Below are 20192 nucleotides of genomic sequence, written 5' to 3'. Positions count from 1 at the left end.
TTGATTGGGATGATCCATTGATGGCAGGACGTATTCCTGAACAATTTATCGATGAAGTTCGCAATTCTGTCGATATTGTTGATGTAATAAGTCAATATGTTTCTTTAGAAAAAAAGGGTAAAGACTATCTAGGACTTTGTCCCTTCCACCAAGAAAAAACGCCATCTTTTACTGTTAGTGAAGGTAAGCAGTTTTTTAAGTGCTTTGGATGCGGCAAAGGCGGAAATGTATTTAAGTTTTTAATGTATCAGGATCATCTTACTTTTCCTGAAAGTGTTAAAAAAGTGGCTGAATTGGCGCATCTTCAGATGCCAGAAGGTTACGGAGAAGCAGCCAAGTCACTTAGTCCATTAAAGAAGATGTATCGGCAGGCAACGGAATTTTACCAACATATTCTGCTAACTACCAAAGTTGGCGAAAGAGCGCTTAATTATGCCAGAAAGCGTGAATTAACCGATGACTTGCTAAAGCATTTTAAGGTAGGGTATGCACCAGATAGTGATAATATTCTCCTTACTTATCTAAAACAGAAAGATTACACTGATGATGATCTAAGAGAAAGTGGGTTATTTGTTGAATCGCAAGATGGTCAATTGTTTGACCGCTTTCGTGATCGTTTGATGTTTCCTTTAGGGGATGAATCAGGCTATACAGTTGGTTTTTCTGGTCGAAGAATTAGCAATGATAAAACTATTGCTAAATATATGAATAGTCCAGAAACTAAGATTTTTAATAAATCTAAACTGTTATTTCATTTTGCTGAAGCAAAAAAAGCAGCTAGAAGTGAAAAACATTTGATTCTTTATGAAGGCTACATGGATGTTATTGCTGCTTATAAAGCTGGCATTCAGTCTGGTGTAGCTTCAATGGGAACCAGCTTAACGACCGAGCAAGTTTATATGCTAAGGCGAATTACACCTAATATTTTGGTTAACTATGATGGAGATCCACCCGGTATTCATGCTGCTGAACGTGCAACAAAATTATTTGGGCAAGTTCAAGGCTTTAATTTAGGAATAATTGTTTTACCAGAAAATCTTGATCCAGATGAATATGTAAAAAAATATGGAAAAGAAAAATACCGTGCAGAAGTTGCAGGTGCTCTTAGTTCAACAGATTTTTTACTTGAAAGATTAGCAAATCAGTATAATTTGCATAATGATCGAGAAAAACTAGCTTATATAACAGCAGCTGTCCAAATGATTGCAGGATTAAATGATCCTGTAGCTGCTGATTTGTATCTTGATAAATTGGCACGTCAAACTGGCGTAACTCGTGAATCTCTTAAAGTGACTTTTGTACGTGAGAGACGAAAATTACAAAGAGCTAGAAATCACCAGCAAGCTTATCAAGCATCTACATTAATGGAGAATGTAAGTGAATCAGCAGAGCCTAAAGAGGCTCAAGCAGGAACTGATAGTGAAACTAGAAATCCAGCTTTAGATCGCTTACTGTACCTATTTATACATAGTGATGAAGCAAGAGATTACCTTTTAAGTCAGCAGTTTTTATTCCCGGAGGAGCGTTATGCAAAATTAGCAGAATTTTGGCTAAAATATCATCAAACCCATGATGAAGCAGAAGTGAAGGGTTTTATTGATTTTATTCCTGAGGAACTTCAAGGTATAATTATTAATATGGAAATGATTCCGATGCCTCCTGATTATTCTAAGCGTGAGTTAGATGATCAATTAAGGGCATTGGAAAAGAGCAAGATTGATGAGCAATTAAACGACTTGCTTAGTCAATTAAAGGAAGCTCAAAGAAAACAAGATAATAGTTTGGAGCTTGAAATAGCGCAAAAAGTAATTGCGTTAAGAAGAAAGAAGTTTTAGAGGGGGCTTTTTTACATGGCAGAGAGTAAGACTACCAAAAAAGAAGCAACAATGACACTTGATAAGAAAGTCAAGGAAGTTGTTAAGGAAGTTAAAAAAGATAAACAAATCACTGAAAAAGAATTTACTGCTCAACTAATTAAGCCATATAATCTTCAAGGAAAAGCGGTAGATCAACTTGTTCAAGAATTTGAAGACAATGGAATTAGTATCGTTGATGAAAAAGGCGAACCTTCTAAATTAGCTTTAAAGAAACAAAAAGATGTTGAAAAAGCTGAATTAAAGGATATGTCTGCACCTTCAAGTGTAAGAATGAACGATCCAGTGCGGATGTATTTGAAAGAAATTGGACGTGTTTCGTTGTTGAATGCGGACCAAGAAATTGCCTTAGCTAAGCGAATTGAAGCTGGCGACGAAGAAGCGAAGCAAGAACTTGCTGAAGCTAACTTACGTTTGGTTGTTTCTATTGCCAAGCGTTATGTTGGTCGTGGAATGTCCTTCTTAGACTTAATTCAAGAAGGTAACATGGGCTTAATGAAAGCTGTTGACAAGTTTGACTATCGTTTAGGATTCAAGTTCTCAACTTATGCAACTTGGTGGATTAGACAGGCAATTACTCGTGCAATCGCTGACCAAGCTAGAACTATTCGTATTCCAGTTCACATGGTTGAAACAATCAACAAGTTGATTAGAATTCAAAGACAACTTTTGCAAGATTTAGGTAGAGAACCAACTCCAGAAGAAATTGGTGCTGAAATGGACATGCCAACTGATAAGGTTCGTGAAATCTTGAAGATCGCACAAGAACCTGTTTCTCTTGAAACTCCAATTGGTGAAGAAGATGATTCTCACTTAGGTGACTTTATTGAGGATAAGGATGCCACAAGTCCAGAACAACATGCTTCTTATGAACTATTGAAGGAACAACTTGAGGAAGTTCTTGATACCTTAACTGACCGTGAAGAAAATGTGTTGCGTTTACGTTTCGGTCTAGATGATGGACGTACTCGTACTCTTGAAGAAGTTGGTAAGGTATTTGGAGTAACTCGTGAACGTATCAGACAGATTGAAGCTAAAGCTTTGCGTAAGTTACGTCACCCAAGTCGTTCAAATCAATTGAAAGATTTCTTAGATTAAGATATTTATATGATGACAAGCCTTGTAGTAATCGTAAAATTGCTACAAGGCTTGTTTCTTATAAAATATTTTCAAGTAAGTTTTAAGCCATCTATGCTAAAATTTTTAGTAAGAGGTGAGAGTGTGTTAGAAGAAAGACTAGCTCAAATTGGTAAAATGGTAGATCCTGAAAGCCGATTGGCTGATATTGGTACCGACCATGCGTATTTGCCAATTGCATTAGTAAAAGAAGGAAAAATAGATTTTGCGATTGCAAGCGACGTTGCTGCAGGTCCTTTAAATAATGCAAAACAAGATATTGAACAAGCAGGTTTAGAAAATAAAATTGAAACAAGATTAGGATCAGGCTTAGAGACTTTAAAGGCTGAAGATCGAATTGATACCGTGGTAATCGCGGGAATGGGCGGAAAGCTGATGACTAATCTTTTAGAAACGGCTTATCAAGAAGGTAAAAAGTATCCAACCTTAATTTTGGAAGCTAATATTGGTGAACCATTAGTAAGAAAGTGGTTGATGGATCATCAATATGAAATTGTTGCTGAGCAAATTATTGAAGTGGCTGGCCATATTTATGAAATAATTAAGGCAGAAATTAAGACAAACAAGCATGATTTATCTGAGCAGGAATTGGCATTTGGTCCATTTTTATTAAAAGAAAAGAATCTTGTTTTTATTAAAAAGTGGACTAATCAACTTAAATACTATCAAAATTTAAAGGCTAATTTGAATAAGGCTAAGAATAAAGATGAGGATAAGATCAACAAAATAAATGACTTAATTAAAATGATTGAGGAAGTGTTGAAATGACAAAAGTAGCAGATATTGTAAAACGGTTAAGAGAAGATTTTCCAGAAGAAATTGCTTCTGAAGGTGATCCAGTTGGAATGCAAATCGGATCGATAGATGCTGAAGTTACTAAGGTAATGACTACTTTGGATGTTCGTCCTCAGGTAGTAGATGAAGCAATTGAAAAGGGCGTTGATTTGATCATTAGTCATCATCCGGTAATGTTCAGACCAGCAAAGAATTTGGACTTTTCTGATCCTCAAAATGCAATGTATGGCAAATTAATTGCTAACGGTATTACTGTATATTCAATTCATACTAATTCTGATAAAGCTCAAAATGGCTCAGCTGATTGGCAAGCAGAAGAATTAGAGTTAAGAGATGTTGAACCCTTTGCTTTAGATGCTGATGGAATCGCAATTGGTCGAAAAGGAAAATTACCTAAATCAATGACCGCTAAAGAATTTGCTTACTACGTGAAAGATAAAATGCAAATTCCAATGGCAAGATTAATCACTGCTGATAATGATAAAATAATTTCTACTGTAGCATTTATTTGTGGTGATGGTGGCAAATTTTGGCGCCAGGCATTGGTAGATGGTGTCGATGCATTTATTACTGGTGATGTATATTATCACGTTGGGCATGATATGATATCTGCAGGTTTAACAGTAGTTGATCCAGGTCACTATACTGAGAAGCTCTTTAAATATAAAGTAGGCGAGCGTCTTGAAAAGTGGAATAAGGACTATAATTGGAATGTGCCTGTAGTAATATCAGAAGTATCTACTAATCCATTTCAAGATTTATTTTAGGGGAGATTAAAATGACAGAATATCCAACTTTACTACCAAGATTTTTAAAATACGTTAAAGTAAACTCACGATCTGATGAGCATTCAGACCGTTTTCCATCAACTGAAAGAGAAGAAAACTTTCAAAAGAATGTAATTATGAAGGACCTAGAGGAATTAGGCCTTAAAGATGTTCATTATAATCAAAAAAGTGGCTGTGTAATTGCTACTATTCCGTCAAATATTGACTATAAGGTGCCAACATTTGGCTTGTTAGCACACTGTGATACAGCTGATTTTAATTCAGTTGATGTGAAACCACAAATTACTGAAAATTATGACGGTAAATCCAAGATTCAACTAGGTAATAGTGAGTTTTACTTAGATCCTGAAGTCTTTCCGCATTTAAAAAATTATAAGGGTCAAACTATTATTTCAGCTTCTGGCGATACTTTACTTGGTGGGGATGACAAGTGTGGTATTTCAGAACTTATGACTTTTGCGGAATACTTGATGGAACATCCCGAAGAAAAACACGGTGAAATTAAATTAGCTTTTACTCCAGATGAAGAAATTGGAACCGGAGCAGAACATTTTGATGTTGAAGAATTTGGAGCAGATTTTGCTTATACAGTTGATGGTGAAGCACCAGGAAAACTTGACTGGGGTACGTTTTCAGCAGCTCAATTTGGCTTAGATATTCAAGGAGTAAATGTTCACCCAGCAGTAGCAAAGGGACAAATGATCAACGCAATTCAGGTTGGGATTGATTTCCATAATCAATTACCTGAACATGATCGTCCAGAACACACTGATGGTCGAGAAGGATTTTTCCACTTAATGAATTTTGATGGAACTGTTGATTCAGCACATATGGATTATATTATTCGTGATTTTGAACGCGATGGACTTGAAAGAAGAAAAAATCTGGTTAAAGACATCGTTAAGAAGATGAATGACGAATTTGGCAGTGAGAGAATTAAGCTTAAGATGTGGGATCAATATTACAATATGGCTGATGAATTAGAAAAGCATATGGAGATTGTTGATTTAGCTAGAGATGCTTATAAGGCTGAAGGTCTTACTGTCAATGAAGATCCAGTTCGTGGCGGTACTGATGGTTCACAATTAACTTATATGGGCTTGCCTTGTCCAAATCTTTTTGCTGGTGAAGAAAACATGCATGGTAGATATGAATATACTGTTCTCGAAAGTATGTGGAAAGCTGTGGATGTTTTACGTAAGATCAATCAATTGAATGTTGAGAGAAATAAGAAATAAATAGTAAGTGAAACAATTTTTAACTATTTTTGATTAAATTCATTACTTTTTATTTTTCTTGAACTTGCTTAGTTGTACAAATATCAACATTTATAAATTAATTAAAAATTAAAAATAGTTTTACACTGATACTATTAACCTGCTAAATAGCAGATAAAAAGCTTGAAATATAAGCATTTTGTCTGCTATTTTTTTATTAAAAAATATAATTTTAAAACTGTGAAACAAAAATATAACTTGTATTTAAAAATAGATGTTGGTATTATATTAGTGTAATAGATAAACCATACACTAGTGAAGAAGGTGTAAAGATTGCAATTCCAAGATAATATTCCAATTTATGTTCAAATTGAAAAGTATCTTTACCGACAAATCGCTCTGGGCAAAATAAAGCCAGGAGAGAAAGTTCCTTCAGTTCGCCAATTAGCCGTTGATCTAACTGTAAATGTAAATACTGTTCAACGAGCACTTAACCAAATGAATACTGAAGGTATTCTTGAAGTTCGAAGAGGACTGGGATCATTCGTTACAACGGATACAGAGCTGATTTTACAAAAGCGTAGAGAGCTAATTAAGGACACAATGAGCGAATTTCTAGAAAGCACAGCACAATTGGGCCTAACTCCAGAAAAGACGCTTGAGGAGCTTAAAAAGTTCATAGAAGAGAAGAAGGGAGATTAAAATGAGTAAACTACTTGAGGTAAAAGGATTAACATATCGCAAAAATTTAAAAACTATTCTTGAAGATGTAAATTTAGACGTTGATTCTGGTAAGATTATTGCGCTTTTGGGTGAAAATGGTGCCGGTAAGACTACTTTGATGAGAGTGATTGTAGGAATTGCCAAACATTATCAAGGAGAAGTACTTCTTAATGGCGATGGCAGTGAAGTTTACCGCAAGGCTAACATTGCTATGACAGATAACCTAAAAGGTTTAAGCGATTCTACTAAGGTTGGCGAGGTAGAAGAATTTTATCAAAAATTATTTGTTGATTTTGATAGTAGTAAATTTGAACAGCTACGTTCATTTATGAAACTCAACAACGATATGAAGTTAGGACAATTATCACGTGGTATGCGCGAAAAACTTGAAATTGCGCTAACTTTGAGTCGAGAAGCAAAATTATACTTACTTGATGAACCGTTTTCTGGAATTGATCCAATGGCTAGAAAAAGAATTATTAATTCAATCTTACTTTGGAAGAGCCCAGATAGCACTATTGTTATTTCTGATCACTTCGTAAATGAAATTACGACGATTTTAGATGAAGTTGTAATTGTAAAAGATAAGAAAATCGCTAGTCATCTCTCAGCAGATGATATTAGAGCAAAGGGACATAGTATTGAGGAATACTATGAAAGCTTATATGCAGATGAAGGAGCTGAATAAACATGACTACTTTTAAAGCATTATTTAATCAAATGGGTAAAAAGAAACGTCGCAGCGTTTATTTACTGGCTCTCTTGCAATTGGTAGCAGCCTCCGTTTTCGCACTCTGGGCATTATTTTCAAATGGCGGTGCATTTTCTAATCAAGATAAACCAATAGCCTGGTTTGTAATGGTCTTCACTTTTGCCCCTTTGGCAGATATGGCTTATGTAGTGCTCTCTGCTTGGCAAAATGAGAAAGAATATAGCTCACAAACTTGGCGCTTAGTTCCAATCTCATCAAGTAAGTTTTACTTAGCTAATATATTATCAGCTATTGTTAACGGACTTTACTTAGTTTTAATCCAAATTGGAATGGGCGTTGTTACATTTTTACCAGCGTTAATAAGTAATGATGTAAGAACCAATATCTGGGAAATTAATCAAGCTATCTCTAAGTCAAGCCAGGCAGGTGACTTTTGGAAAAAGCTCTCTGATTCATTTCCAATCGGAGAAATGCTAAGTGCATTATTAGCATTTTTATTATTTGCAATTTTAGTTTATAGCATTGTAACAACACTTAATCTTTCAAGTAGAACAATCACTGATTTTCTTCCTGATAAGCATAGTAAGTTAATTCGTTTCGTGATTATGATCGTTTTGATTTTTATCTTTATTGTATTAACAAACAATTTAGGCAGTTTACTAAATCAATTACGTTGGGGCGAAACAAGTAATGGGCTAGTTGCATTTGCTGAAGGTAATTTAATGATGGCCTTAATTGATATTATCTTAGGTTCAATTAATATCTGGCTTTTGAAGGACTTCCATGAGGGAAAGTAGGGATGCCAAATGACGTCTTTTTCATCAATATTTAAAGAATTAACTAAAAATAAGGTACGACTAGTTCGGCGTCTTGTATTTTTACAAATAGTAGTTGGTATTCTGCTTGGTTTTTGGGCACTATTTTATTCTGCTTTTGAAGGTGAAAGTAAGGCATATTTCCTAATTTCGTTTATTACTATTACACCTTTGTTTGATGTAGCTTACTTATTTCTATCAAGTAGAAAAAAATGAACAAGTTTATGCCTCTCAGACTTGGCGTTTAGCACCAATCAAGGAAAGTACCTTGCTACTTGCAAATTTGTTTTCTGCAATTGTTGATGGCTTATATTTAGTAGTTATTCAATTAGCAATGATATTAATTGCAGGTTTACCAATAATTGGCACAAACGAGTTTTGGAAAACGACATTTAAAAATTTCGGCTCAATTGGTGAAGGAAAGTTATGGCAAGATATCCATATAACAGATTTGATTTCAGTTATTGTTTTGCTGATTTTAATTGGAATTTTTATTTATCTTGCGGTTAGTTTAATTAACTTTACTGGAAAAATAGTTAGCGATTTCTTGCCAGAAAAGATAAGTAAACTAGTTTACTTCCTTGTAGTTGTTTCGCTAACTTGCATCGGATTAATATTCTTAATTAATGTTTATTGGTTCGTCATGGATTCAGTGACAGGATTTTTACAAAATGGAATGTTTTTAACAACTTTAGGTAAAGATGCTATTGACGTTAGGTCTGATCTAACTGGTAATTATCTGACCATGGCAGTTGTTTTAGCAGTTGATATAATTCTGATTGCAATTAATGTCGTACTTCTGCGTAAGTATCATGAAGCGAAGATATAAGAAAAAGGAATAAGATTTTGAAAATTTGTTTTCAAAACCCTATTCCTTTTTTTGCTGCCAGTAATTTTAAATTAAGAATTAGCTTGAATATAATCTAAAACTTGTTCAGCTTCTTCCATTGTGTACTTAGCTTCGCCAGTCTTCATCGCATGCAATTTTTCTACAGATAGGTGACTTGAGAAAGCAAGCGCTGTATCGTTGACATTATTTTTAACTTCAAACTCAATAATTGCATCGGATAATTCTTCAGGACTCATTTTATAATTCACACTTTCTAAAAAAATCTATTTAAACCATTGTATTTGATCAAATGGGAAATATCGTAATTTGACCTCACCAACAATATCTTTTTTCTTGATAAAGCCAAACATCCGTGAATCTTTTGAAACATTCCGGTGATCGCCCATTACGAAATAACAGTCTTTTGGTACTCGCTTTACATGATAAAGCTGCTGCAGGCTGAAATTATTGGTGTATAGTTGACCCTTAGCAAGCTTTTTCTTGTATTCTGTTAAGTACGGCTCTTTGATTGGCTTTCCATTAATATACATTACATCATTTTTTGATTTAATGCTGTCTCCAGGCACTCCGATAATTCTCTTAATATAAAGTGCGTCTGGTTGATCTGGCGCTCGTAAAATCACAATATCACCACGTGAGAGCTTAGAATGTCTTACTGCAATGATTCGATCATTATTCTCAAAGGTTGGCTGCATTGATGGTCCAGTGATAGTTTCATTAGCAAGTAATACGTGGAACATAAAAATATATAAACCAAAAATTACAATTGCTAGAATGAATACCTGCAGGAGCCAATGACCAAGCGATTCAGCCGATTCAGTTTTATGTTTTGACATAATTTTTGCTCCTTAATGCTTACATCACTTTTATTATACCTGTTTTTATTAATTTTGAATGGTAAAATCATTTCATAGGGAATGTATCAAATGAAACAGTATCAAATTAAACTCAATCAATTAGACAGAGAACTGAATTATTTACCTCTTCATAGACAAGTTGACATAATTAATAATATAATTGCCAATATTCAGCAAAAAAAGATTTTACCAAAATCACCTAATTCACTTGGATTTTTACCTGATAGCTTAGATATAATGATAGATAAAATTGGAAATAAAGATAAAGCCCAAGAAGCAAATAATTTACTTAATAATTTTCGAAGTTTTCTTTCAAGAGAATATGGAGTTTGGTCTTTGCCAAACTTAGAAACAGCTAGGTTAATTAAGCAAGAGTATCATGTTAAATCAAGCTTAGAAATTATGGCAGGAAATGCATATTGGTCGAAGGCTTTAAGTCAGGTGGGGATAAAGGCAACAGCAAGTGATTCTTTTTCTTGGGCTAAAAGTTCAACAACCGGAGAAGCTCCGATTTTTGCAACAGAGAATCTGGATGCCTTAAGTGCAATTAAAAAGCATCCTGAAGTTGATCTGATCATTTGCTCCTGGGCGCCTAATTTTGGCGAAGATGATTTAAAGATTCTTGATTTATATCGTAGTCTTGATCATCAACCAGTGTTATTGTTTATTGGCGAAAAAAATGGTGCTACAAATTCTACTTATTTTTGGCAGAAAGCAAAATGTAGGACTAATACGAAAATTAATCGCAGCTTTCAAAGCTTTGATTTTATTAACGAAAAGGTTTTTGAAATAAAATAATGAAACTAAAACGACTTATTCTTTTAATAATTTCTTTTGTAGCCTTTTTGGGATTAGGGATGATTTTATCTCGCCAGCAATCTCAAAGAGCTGACCAAGTTTTGAATAATAATGGTTTGTCGAGTACATATTATGTTTTTAAATCTAAGAAAAAGCATAATATTAAGCAGTTATTAAACTATGTAAATAAAAATTTTGCTCATGATAAAGTGCAGATTCATTTTGAATCAGATTATATTCCAGATCGAGTATTAATTTGGGCTAATTATAATTTAAAGAGTCAACCATTGGCCAAAGGAAGCTCGCGTTACTTTACTAAAAGCGACTTTGATGGATCAATTCCTTTTGCAGTTATTTCAGCGGATACCAAAAGTAAAGTTGTAACTTTACAAAATAATCATTATCTAAAAGAAAATAATGATTATGTAACCATTATTGGTGAATTAAAGAGAAATAACGAAAGTCAAAATGGACAAGCAGTTTATTATCTTTCAACAGGGATTAATCAGCCCACTGCCAAAGAGTCAATTACTAATTATAAGATCGTAGTAGATGGTTTAAACAAAAACGAAGCTAATTCTATGCATGCGTATTTAAAAGGAAACATGCAGACTAAAGATTTCAGTAAAACTTACAATAGACAGCATGGAATTAGTCCTACTAAGAAACTAATTGCAGCTATCTTGTGTGTGGTAATTGCTCTTGTAGTTGCAGCTATAGCTGCTGTTTTAGCTGAAAATCCGGTAAACCTAAAATTTGTACCTGGAAAAATCTGGGCTCACTTATTGGCTGATTCTGGACTACGTTTTTTCTTGGCAAACGGAATTGTAGTTTTGTTAACTAGTTTAGGATTACAGACTTGGAAGTTTTATTCTAATCATAGTCAACTTTATATTTTATTTTTAGTTGTATTTGCTATGCAGATTATTACATACGTGTTGATGCTACTTGCGATAAAAATTAAGAAGGAAAAATAATGTCATTACCGTTTGAATTTATTAAGAAATATCAAAATTTGCTTGGAGAAGAAGAGAGCAATAAATTTTTTGCAGCAATTGATAGTTCTAGTAAGAAGGGATTTCGATTAAATCCTTTAAAGAATAATTATCACGATGTCCAATATAGTCTTGCAGACCCCATTGAATTTACTAGTGATGGTTATTATGGTGGAATTTCGGGACGTGACAGTGAGTGGACTAGCGGTTATGTTTATTCTCAAGACCCATCAGCGATGTATCCAGCCGTTGCCCTTAATGTAAAACCTGGAGAAAAGGTACTTGATTTATGTGCTGCACCCGGTGGTAAATCAACTGCACTAGCAAGTTTTTTAGAAAATAAAGGACTTTTAGTGGCTAATGAAATTTCAAAGAGTCGAGCTAAAGATTTACGTGAAAATTTGGAGCGGTGGGGAGCTACAAATGTTGTAGTTACAAATGAGAGTCCTGAACGTTTATCAAAAAAGTTACCCAATTTTTTTGATAAGATTCTGGTTGATGCACCTTGTTCTGGTGAAGGAATGTTTAGAAAAGATCCTGCAGCAATGCAGTACTGGTCTCCAGAATATGTCTTAACTTGTCAGGCAAGACAGAAAGAAATTCTGACACAAGCAATGAAAATGTTAAAGGCAGGCGGTGAATTGGTTTATTCTACTTGTACCTATTCTCCAGAAGAAGATGAAGAAATAGTTGCTTGGTTAGTTGAAAACTACCATTTAAAAATCGAACCTTTAAAGTTATATCCAGGAATGTCAATGGGTAAATCAGATTGGTCAAAGTCTAATTTGCCTGAATTAAAAGATACAGTTAGACTTTGGTTTCAGAATGGAGTTGGTGAAGGTCAATTTATAGCCCATTTAAGAAGTACTGAAGCAGTTGAAGATGCTTCAGGTAAAGTTAAGAAGAGAAAGAAAAAACATCAGAAAAAGAGCTCTATTACGCGTTTAACTAAGGGTGAAATTACAACAGTAGCAAAAGTTTTAGATAATTTTGTATTGCCAGATAGTTTAGAAAATTGGCAGAAAACAGTTTTACAAAGTAATGGTCATGTTTTTGTCCCAGCTGTTGATCCAGAATTATTAAATGAATTACACATTTTAAATAATGGTGTTGAATTAGGCCTACTTAAGAAAAAACGCTTTGAACCTAGTCATCAGTTAGCTGAAGTTTTAGGTCAAAAAGAGCAAAAGCAATTGCTCAATTTGAAAAATGAAACTGATTATGAACATTATCTACATGGTGAAACTATTAAGGTAAATAGTGAATTGCGAGGTTTTGTTTTAGTCGCATATCAAAATCACATCTTTAGTTTTGGAAAAATCGGCAATGATCAAATTTTGAAGAATTTCTACCCTAAAGGCTTAAGAAAATAAAAAAGACTGACTAATGTCAGTCTTTTTAGCTAATCAATAAATTTAACAGCAGTTCCGTAAGCAACTACTGATTGCATATCGCCTGCAATAGATCCTGAGTCAAACCGCATCATTACTACAGCATCTGCCCCTAAATCTGCTGCATTTTGGCGAAGACGATTAATTGCTTGATCTCTTGATTCAGTTAGCATGGATGTGTAGGCTTTGATTTCACCACCAACAATACTTTTCAATCCAGCACCAAAATCGCGAATAGCATTCTTTGATTGAGTAGTTACACCGAAAACTTCACCAATAATTTCGTATTTTTGGTTGGGAATGTTTTCAGTGGTTGTTACTAAAAGTTGATCTGTCATATTGATTCCTCCCTAAAAATATTTTCTTAATTATACTGAAGCAAACGTATCAGTACAATTTATTTTGTATAATTAAGAAAAGGGGACATCTAGAGATATTTACGTTACATTAAGGTGGTGAAATGATAAGTGATCTTATCATTTTCAATTGTATTAATTTTGTTTTTGCTGGCTTTAGCAACCTTTGTTTGGGTATTGACCCATGAAAGACGAAGTCTGTGGTCAGGGATGACGTTAGTTTGGACAATAATAACTTTCGGTTTACTCACAGTAGTTAGCTTAATGATTGCAGCAGAGGTTTTTCCAATTACACACCAATTTGTTCTACTTGTTTTTGCAGTGATTTTAATTGCATTGATGGTTTTGGTCTTTGCCTTTATTGCAGTTTTAATAGTGATGTTTATTTATAATGGAATTAAAATTTTAATTCGGGAAGGTAATCGCTGGACTAACTTTTTATCATTAGCAATGGGAATTGGAATTATTGCTTACTTATTCTTATTCCCTGTAGTTGGACGATTAACGCGCAATAATTTTGGTACCTACTTGTATTTATTTGTTAATTTGACCATCATTTATTTAATTTTTATTATGATGATGTATACTTTGACTTCATGGATTAATCTGATTAATTTTAAGATAAAAAAATTAAATTATATCGTAGTTTTAGGTGCTGGTTTAATTGGAAAAAAAGTGACACCGCTGCTTGCAGCTAGAATTAACCGTGGAATTGAGATTTACCGTAATAATCCAGGTTCAAAAATTATTATGTCAGGTGGACAGGGACCAAGAGAAGAAATTCCTGAAGCAGCTGCAATGGCAAAATATGCCGAAGAAAAGGGAATCTCTAAACAAGATATTATTGTTGAAGATAAGTCAAAGACAACTAGACAAAATTTAGCTTTTTCACATAAGTTAATGAAAGCTGATTCACATTTTGCAATTGTCACAAATTCTTATCATGTGTATCGCGCATTAGTTTTAGCTAAGAGAATGGGGCTAGATTGCATTGGCTATGGAGCTAAAACCAAATGGTATTTTACTCTAAATGCATTTGTGCGGGAGTTTATTGCTTATTTAACGATTACTTGGCGTTTACAGTTGAGTGTGGTTGGTTGTATTGGCTTAGTTGTTTTGTTAGGAGCTTTGTTGAGGTAAGAGAATGAATGAAATTAAGGTAATTGCAATTGATGTTGATGGAACTTTGTTGAATTCTCAAAAACAGCTGACCAGGGGAGTGAAGAATGCAATTTTAATGGCGAGAAAAGCTGGAATTAAGATTGTGATTGCAACTGGAAGGCCATTAAGCGGTGTAAGGCAAATTTTGCATGAATTAGACTTGGCTAATCAAAATGACGAATATGTCGTTTGCTTTGGAGGCGGCGTAGTTGAAACAACTTCTGGCAGTGTTTTATTTGAAAAGAAATTGACCTATGACAATTACCTTGATTTAGAAACAATAGCTTTAAAATTAGGGCTGCATTTTCATGCTTCTGCTCCAGATCGTATTTATACAGCCGATCGAGATATCGGAGACTTTACGCTATACGAAGCTAATTTGGTTAATTTAGGCATTTCTTATCGGACTCCTGCTGAGATGAAAGATGTGCCAATTATTAAGTGCATGTACGTTGATGAACAAAAATACTTGGATAAAAAAATTGCAGATCATACGCCATTTGCGCATTTAGACGATAAAATTACATTTACAAAAACTGCCCCATTTTACTATGAAGCTAACCCCAAGGGTGTTTCAAAAGGAAATGCATTGAAAATTCTGTGTCAAAAATTGAATTTAACTAGTGAAAATATAATGGCTATTGGGGATGAAGAGAACGATTTAAGTATGATTAAATATGCTGGAATTGGTGTAGCTATGGGAAACGCGGTAACGTCTGTAAAAGATAATGCTCAAATGGTTACAAAAGATTGTGATCATGATGGGGCTGCTGCAGCGATTGAAAAAGTTTTGCAAGAAAAATAAAAGGCTTTCGGAATAGATTTTCCGAAAGCTTTTTGTATCTTTAGCGATGTTTAGATGGCATACGTAGTTTTCTTTGCTTGAATAATTCCATTACTAGTTGGAAAAAGCCATAAATAATTAATAAAATTCCTAAGCTAATTACTGCCTGCCGACTAAAGTAATTTGGATTTATAATCACAATAATTCCTGCAGCAAAAGCGATCAAACTTTCTAGGACATCAATAATATTTCTAAAGATTCCATTTTTCTTATTTTTAACAATTACGCTACGTAATCTTACGTATGCAAAACCAATTAAGAAGATACCTAAAACGTAATGAGCTAAGAAGTTAAGCAAGCGATTATTTGAAATAATTGCAATTGCAAGGCCAAAAACTATTAGGTAGGAAATAATGAAGAATCTTTTGGGTTTAGGCAAAAGATGAGAATTTGCGGTCTCAACAATGTGATAACCACTCCAACCTACGCAAAAGAGGGCAACTAAGCCACCAAACGCGCGATAAGCGTAATCAGGAATTGTGAGATCAACAATACCAAGAAGAATTAAAACCCAACCGATAATTGAATTAGTATTAATAAAAAGTTTTTCGAGATGCGTTGCTTTAATACTACGCCAAATGGTTTCCCATAAACTACCTAACACGAATCTAGTTCTTCTTGAAGAATCTGTAAGTGAAAAAAGTATTGCGCCAAAACCGCCAAAACCATTTTTATTAAGCTCAGTAATTTTGGTTGCGCCACTTGCAGCAAACGCGCTGAATAAATCATTAGTTAAGGCTTCTCGCTCCTGTAGATTTGCTTCGCCAATCCATTGATTGATAATTTGATTATATATTTTAGAAGTAGGGTTTCTATGGTTTCTAGTAATAAAATGAGAGCCTGAAACTTCCCAACTCATTGGATCATGCTGAGCAAGTTTGGACCGATCACTGACTAAAATGGTTGGGGTAATATTTTCTGGCTCAAACAATCGTCCAATAATACTGAATTCTGGAACATAGCGTTTTAATTTATCGGTTACGCCATCAACTTGTGTACTAAGTCCGGGACTATCAAAAGTATAAATAGTGTCAATATTTTCTTTTAGATCATCTGGTAAGTTAACTGCCGCATATTCAGCTAGATTACCACCTTTAGAATGTCCTGCGAGACTATATACTTGATTGGTAGTTTTAAGAATATTTGTGAGGTATTTCAATGCATATTTTTGAGCTCCAGTAGTTCTAAAACTAATTTCAAAATCTTCTTTCCAGCCAACTAATGTATCGTCAGTACCACGAAAAGAAATAAAATTAGTATCATTATCTAAACTAATTTTTATCGCAGAAAATTGAATGCGGTCAGTTAGAACATCAGCAAAATAAGATAATTTGGCATCCCCAAACCGAACTGAGTTAGCCATTAATTTCAGTAAATCTTGATACTTGTAGTGATCTAAGTTTTGATTTGATGAATTAAAATATTTTTGGGCAACGTCTTTAATTGAAACTTCTTTATTAGAGTCAGGGACGATACCATCGAGATGAATATAAGAAAATGTGGCAATTACTAATGCATCTACTTCGTCAAATGGTCGTGCAGAAAGGGAAATATCGCCACGCCATTTTATGTAAGACAAAATATTATTTGTATCCATATTTCATCCATCCTTTCTGCTAGTTACAATTATTATAAATAAAAATGTTGTATTTTTTATTAACAAAATGCTAATAAAAAAGAAAATGACTTACTCTTCTTAAGTCTAACACAAGCAAAATAAAGCGATTAATTAACTTTGAAGTATGGATTTTATCAAGAAATATAATCGATAAAATCGTGTGTCAATTTATTAGCATTAGTACGATAGAAAAAGCCAACATCTACATTAAAATTCCATTTAACTGTTTTCAAAATAAAAGGTCTACAAAAGTCAGAAAGAGATTTTGGCACCAATATTAATTTATTATTTATTAAAGCTTCATTAACAGTTGCCCTGTTATAGATGGCATAAGTTTGAATCTTGATATTTTTGCAATGTTTTGTCAAATAAGTTTCGATTTCTGAAGTTTTGCTAAAGATATTTTTCTTAATGAGTAAGATAGTTTGATTATTTAAATCAGGCATACTTATGTTTTCTTTAGTGGCTAATCTGTTTCTGGGAGGAACTCCTATTAAGAGAGGAGAAGTTGAAACTTTCTTGAACAGGAAATTTTGTTTAGGTATAGGCTGGCTGGCATAAATAGTTTCAATTAAATCGATATCACTAGAAATATTTTCATAATCTTGAATTTCTTTAAATTGAAGCTTGAATGATTGATTTTTAGAAAACTTATTCCAGTAATCTTCAAGAAAATTAGTTGTACTAAGATAACCCGTTCCAACGATAATTGTATTTTTATAATTTTGCATAATTTTATTAGTTTCTATAAAAAGATGCTGTATTTTTCGAGCTTGAATTAAAAAGATTTTCCCGGCTTCAGTTAAATACACGCCATGCGAATTTCGATCAAAAAGAATGCAATCTATCTTTTTTTCTAGTAAATTAATTTGCTGCATAATAGCTGATTTTGAAATATATAATTTTCTCGATGCTGCAGAAAAACTTCCCAGTTCTGCTACAGTAATGAATGTATTTAATTCTTGAGTATACATGTTTTTTAAGCCCTTTCAGAGTTAAGTCTAACCTTTACTCTGCGTCAGTACAATATAGAAAGCTAAAGTTTAAGAAACTCATATAATAAGAATAGAAATGAGGTGTCGGATATGGAAAAATACGATATTGTTGTTGTAGGTGCTGGTGCTTCGGGTATAAGTGCTGCCCTAGCTGCTGCTCAAAGTGGTGCAAAAGTTGCTTTACTTGAAAAGGGAGATAAATTTGGTGGTGCCGGTATGTTCGGTGCACAAGGATTGTTTGCAGTTGAAAGTGCTGCACAAAAGGCAAGTGGAGAAAAATATAGTATCCAAGATGCTTATGAAGAGATCATTAATTATACGCATCATTCTTCAAACGCTAAAATGACTAAGCTGATTTTAGAGAAGTCCGCGTCAACTATTCAATGGATGAAAAATAATGGACTAGAGACTGAATTAGTAACTAATACGCAAGAAGTACATCAAAATCATCCAAGAACTTACCATCAATTTATTGATAAATTTAATGGCTTTAAGAGAGTAATGAATAATTTTATTAAAGCCGGCGGGGTCTTAATGACGGAAACTACGGGTAATAAAATTATTAGAAATGAAAATAATAAAGTAACTGGAATTGAAGTTATTAGCAAAGGAAGGAGCATGACTTTAGCAACTAAAGCTGTCATTTTAGCCGATGGTGGTTTTGTCGGTAATAAGGAAGAGATCAGTAAAAGCTTGGCAATTGATCCAGATAATTTATATTCTATGGGTGAAAGAAAAGCAACTGGTGATGGATTACGCATGCTGAAAGAAGTGGGCGGTGTGAATGATTATAAGCGTATTTTTGAAAATCATGCCACTACAGTTTTTTCAAAGAATAATATAAAATGGCATAACGATACCATATTTACCTTAACCAATCTTCCATTTTTATGGATTAATAATGAGGGTAAAAGATTTACGAATGAGGATATAGTATATGACTTTGCTCTTTGGGGTGATACTGTTTATGCGAATGGTGGCTATTATTATTTCTTAATAGATCAAAAGCTAGTTGATTATTTAAAGAAAGAGTCACTTAACTGGACTAATTCATTTGAACGTACTTTTAGGTTGTTAGATGGAAAACCAATGACTCATAAAGTTGGGCCATTTACTAGTATTGAAGAAGATTTGCAAGAAGCAATTTCTGAAGGAGCGGCTTTTAAAGCAGGAACTTTTAAAGAACTTGCTGAAAAAATAGATGTTGATCCTAATACGTTAACACTTGAGATAAACCGATATAATCAACTAGTAGAAAATGGTAAAGATGCTGATTTTTACAAAAACAGTAAATTCATGAATGTAAAAGTTCAAGATGGTCCATTTTATGCAGTAAGAGCCAATTCGACTACTTTGGGAACTGTTGGTGGAGGATTTGTAACTGAGAATTTTGAGGCTTTAAATATTAAAAGAAAAGTGATTCCTGGTATTTATGCAGTTGGAAATAATGCCTCGGGTTTGTTTGACTCTTCATATCCTACTATTGAAGGATTAAGTAATGCCTTTGCTTGGAATTCGGGAAGAATTGCTGGCGAGCATGCAAGTGAATTTGTAAAAAACGCTTAATAAACAAAAAAAGCAGGGATGTAATCGTTGTCTATCATCTCTGCTTTTTCAAATATTTGTATTAATTATTGAACTTTTTACCCCAAGCCCATGGATCTTTATGCCAAGTCTTCAAAATATCATATTGTTCACTAGTAATATGACCAGACTCGTTTTCTTTCTTCAGCAATTCAGGGTAGGAAAGAAGTGGTGCATATTTTACATTTGCCTTTTTAAAGTTTTCTTTGGCATCTGGTAAGTAATAAGTGAAAATTGAAGAAACACCAGCAACATGACCACCATCTTTTTCTGTGGCTTTAACTGCATTAAGGACTGAGCCACCAGTAGTAATTAAATCATCAATCAAAACGATCTTATCATTTTCTGAGAAGCGGCCTTCAATTTGACGACCTTTTCCATGATCTTTTGGCTTGGGTCTAACGTAAATCATTGGTAGGTGCAATTTTTCAGCAACTAAAGCAGCATGTGGAATTCCTGCTGTTGCAACACCTCCGACAATTGTTGATTCAGGAAATTCTTTTGCAATTAAATTGGCTAAGTCGCTAGCGATCATGTCACGCAATTCGGGATAGGAAACAGTTAAGCGTAAATCGGTATAGATTGGTGAAAGCATCCCGCTTGCGTATGTAAATGGTTTATCAGGTGAAATAGTAATAATTTTTTCTTGGATTAATTGGCTGATAATTTGATCTTTATGCAT

General features: G+C 33.9%; 22 protein-coding genes. 16 read left to right on the top strand and 6 right to left on the bottom strand.

The features are described 5' to 3' along the window. The first annotated feature begins 20 nt into the window (after nt 1-20). From dnaG to AB5359_RS03285, 10 genes are all read left to right on the top strand, one after another. Entirely contained in the window at nt 21-1835 is a 1815-nt protein-coding gene (gene dnaG, locus AB5359_RS03330; protein ID WP_048686848.1) for a DNA primase, read from the top strand. A gap of 15 nt (nt 1836-1850) precedes the next feature. Further along, nucleotides 1851-2972, top strand: a complete 1122-nt coding sequence (gene rpoD / locus AB5359_RS03325; RefSeq protein ID WP_003647189.1) for an RNA polymerase sigma factor RpoD — start codon at nt 1851-1853, stop codon at nt 2970-2972. Between the two features lie 93 nt (nt 2973-3065). Further along, nucleotides 3066-3779: a class I SAM-dependent methyltransferase gene (locus AB5359_RS03320; protein ID WP_048687098.1), complete on the top strand. Its 714-nt coding sequence runs from the start codon at nt 3066-3068 to the stop codon at nt 3777-3779. Beyond that, nucleotides 3776-4573, top strand: a complete 798-nt coding sequence (locus AB5359_RS03315; protein WP_048686852.1) for a Nif3-like dinuclear metal center hexameric protein — start codon at nt 3776-3778, stop codon at nt 4571-4573. Before AB5359_RS03320 ends, AB5359_RS03315 begins: the two co-directional genes overlap by 4 nt. Before the next feature lie 11 nt (nt 4574-4584). After that, nucleotides 4585-5832 carry a peptidase T gene (gene pepT, locus AB5359_RS03310; protein ID WP_020807309.1) on the top strand — a complete coding sequence of 416 codons (1248 nt, stop codon included), beginning with the start codon at nt 4585-4587 and terminating at the stop codon, nt 5830-5832. A 312-nt stretch (nt 5833-6144) separates the two neighbouring features. Next, nucleotides 6145-6513, top strand: a complete 369-nt coding sequence (locus tag AB5359_RS03305; protein WP_003648968.1) for a GntR family transcriptional regulator — start codon at nt 6145-6147, stop codon at nt 6511-6513. A 1-nt stretch (nt 6514) separates the two neighbouring features. Beyond that, nucleotides 6515-7222 carry an ABC transporter ATP-binding protein gene (locus AB5359_RS03300; RefSeq protein WP_003648967.1) on the top strand — a complete coding sequence of 236 codons (708 nt, stop codon included), beginning with the start codon at nt 6515-6517 and terminating at the stop codon, nt 7220-7222. Nucleotides 7223-7224: 2 nt separating this feature from the next. Then, nucleotides 7225-8043: a hypothetical protein gene (locus AB5359_RS03295; RefSeq protein ID WP_048686855.1), complete on the top strand. Its 819-nt coding sequence runs from the start codon at nt 7225-7227 to the stop codon at nt 8041-8043. Nucleotides 8044-8052: 9 nt separating this feature from the next. After that, nucleotides 8053-8277 (top strand): hypothetical protein, encoded by a 225-nt coding sequence (locus AB5359_RS03290; protein WP_269261270.1) that lies wholly within the window; start codon nt 8053-8055, stop codon nt 8275-8277. Between the two features lie 52 nt (nt 8278-8329). Continuing rightward, complete coding sequence (locus AB5359_RS03285; RefSeq protein ID WP_319493836.1) at nt 8330-8890, top strand: hypothetical protein; 561 nt, start codon at nt 8330-8332, stop codon at nt 8888-8890. Nucleotides 8891-8961: 71 nt separating this feature from the next. Here AB5359_RS03285 and AB5359_RS03280 read toward each other — a convergent pair whose 3' ends face one another. Continuing rightward, on the bottom strand, nt 8962-9147 hold the full coding sequence (locus AB5359_RS03280; RefSeq protein WP_003648964.1) for an LBP_cg2779 family protein: 186 nt from the start codon (nt 9145-9147) through the stop codon (nt 8962-8964). Nucleotides 9148-9174: 27 nt separating this feature from the next. Beyond that, nucleotides 9175-9747 (bottom strand): signal peptidase I, encoded by a 573-nt coding sequence (lepB, locus tag AB5359_RS03275; RefSeq protein ID WP_048686859.1) that lies wholly within the window; start codon nt 9745-9747, stop codon nt 9175-9177. A gap of 90 nt (nt 9748-9837) precedes the next feature. Between lepB and AB5359_RS03270 the strand changes: the two genes are divergently transcribed. From AB5359_RS03270 to AB5359_RS03260, 3 genes are read left to right on the top strand one after another with little or no spacing between them, the layout of a single operon-like run. After that, nucleotides 9838-10566 carry an SAM-dependent methyltransferase gene (locus AB5359_RS03270; RefSeq protein WP_065425549.1) on the top strand — a complete coding sequence of 243 codons (729 nt, stop codon included), beginning with the start codon at nt 9838-9840 and terminating at the stop codon, nt 10564-10566. Further along, nucleotides 10566-11543: a hypothetical protein gene (locus AB5359_RS03265; RefSeq protein ID WP_039156805.1), complete on the top strand. Its 978-nt coding sequence runs from the start codon at nt 10566-10568 to the stop codon at nt 11541-11543. The genes AB5359_RS03270 and AB5359_RS03265 overlap by 1 nt, the downstream gene beginning before the upstream one ends. Next, nucleotides 11543-12934, top strand: coding sequence for an RsmB/NOP family class I SAM-dependent RNA methyltransferase (locus AB5359_RS03260; protein WP_048686863.1), 1392 nt, complete (start codon nt 11543-11545; stop codon nt 12932-12934). Before AB5359_RS03265 ends, AB5359_RS03260 begins: the two co-directional genes overlap by 1 nt. Before the next feature lie 29 nt (nt 12935-12963). Here AB5359_RS03260 and AB5359_RS03255 read toward each other — a convergent pair whose 3' ends face one another. After that, complete coding sequence (locus AB5359_RS03255; protein ID WP_003648959.1) at nt 12964-13290, bottom strand: heavy metal-binding domain-containing protein; 327 nt, start codon at nt 13288-13290, stop codon at nt 12964-12966. Between the two features lie 129 nt (nt 13291-13419). Between AB5359_RS03255 and AB5359_RS03250 the strand changes: the two genes are divergently transcribed. Both AB5359_RS03250 and AB5359_RS03245 read left to right on the top strand, forming a co-directional pair. Continuing rightward, the gene (locus AB5359_RS03250; RefSeq protein WP_048686865.1) at nt 13420-14448 is read left to right on the top strand and encodes a YdcF family protein; all 1029 of its coding nucleotides are present in this window, start codon (nt 13420-13422) and stop codon (nt 14446-14448) included. A 4-nt stretch (nt 14449-14452) separates the two neighbouring features. Further along, on the top strand, nt 14453-15274 hold the full coding sequence (locus AB5359_RS03245) for a Cof-type HAD-IIB family hydrolase (RefSeq protein WP_048686866.1): 822 nt from the start codon (nt 14453-14455) through the stop codon (nt 15272-15274). Between the two features lie 40 nt (nt 15275-15314). Here the strand turns inward: AB5359_RS03245 and AB5359_RS03240 are convergent, their stop codons facing one another. Together AB5359_RS03240 and AB5359_RS03235 are read right to left on the bottom strand one after the other, a co-directional pair. Then, on the bottom strand, nt 15315-16910 hold the full coding sequence (locus tag AB5359_RS03240; RefSeq protein WP_048686869.1) for an Mbeg1-like protein: 1596 nt from the start codon (nt 16908-16910) through the stop codon (nt 15315-15317). 155 nt (nt 16911-17065) lie between these two features. Then, a complete protein-coding gene (locus tag AB5359_RS03235) occupies nt 17066-17905 on the bottom strand; it encodes a LysR family transcriptional regulator (protein WP_048686871.1) in 840 nt (279 codons plus the stop codon). 102 nt (nt 17906-18007) lie between these two features. Here AB5359_RS03235 and AB5359_RS03230 point away from each other — a divergent pair, with 102 nt between their 5' ends. Continuing rightward, nucleotides 18008-19492 (top strand): FAD-dependent oxidoreductase, encoded by a 1485-nt coding sequence (locus AB5359_RS03230; protein ID WP_368287193.1) that lies wholly within the window; start codon nt 18008-18010, stop codon nt 19490-19492. 61 nt (nt 19493-19553) lie between these two features. On the opposite strand, the gene pyrE is transcribed toward AB5359_RS03230, so the two are convergent. Then, the gene (gene pyrE / locus AB5359_RS03225; protein WP_048686876.1) at nt 19554-20192 is read right to left on the bottom strand and encodes an orotate phosphoribosyltransferase; all 639 of its coding nucleotides are present in this window, start codon (nt 20190-20192) and stop codon (nt 19554-19556) included.

This window comes from Lactobacillus sp. RTP31084st1_F9_RTP31084_210423 (assembly GCF_040919545.1).
Taxonomy (GTDB): Bacteria; Bacillota; Bacilli; order Lactobacillales; family Lactobacillaceae; genus Lactobacillus; species Lactobacillus paragasseri.
Note: the sequence above shows the minus strand (reverse complement) of the source record. Positions and strands in the feature narration are given on the sequence as shown.